At 61.0% G+C, this 249-nt stretch carries 1 protein-coding gene; it reads left to right on the top strand.

Going from position 1 to position 249, the window contains the following annotated elements; genetic code table 11:
* The first annotated feature begins 1 nt into the window (after position 1).
* Entirely contained in the window at positions 2-178 is a 177-nt protein-coding gene (locus SB724_RS21260; RefSeq protein WP_410572991.1) for a helix-turn-helix domain-containing protein, read from the top strand.
* Positions 179-249 lie beyond the last annotated feature (71 nt).

The raw sequence follows: 249 nt of genomic DNA on the forward strand, positions 1-249 counted from the left end.
GATCAGGCTTCAGGAAGCCCGCTCACAACTGCTGACCACGTCGAAGGACGTCGCCAGCGTGGGGCTTAGCGTGGGCTATGACAGTGCTTCGCAATTCAGTCGTGAGTACAGCCGGCTATTCGGAAGACCGCCGGGGCGGGACGCGCAGAGGCTGCGGTCATCGGCCATGCAGGAATGAAGCGGTACTGAGCGATCGTGAGCCACTTCAGCTTCAAGACTTCCGTGGCAAGCTCCGCAGAAGTGCTCACG

The sequence above is a fragment of the Bacillus sp. SIMBA_031 genome (assembly GCF_046535225.1).
In the GTDB taxonomy this organism is placed as follows: domain Bacteria; phylum Bacillota; class Bacilli; order Bacillales; family Bacillaceae; genus Bacillus; species Bacillus velezensis.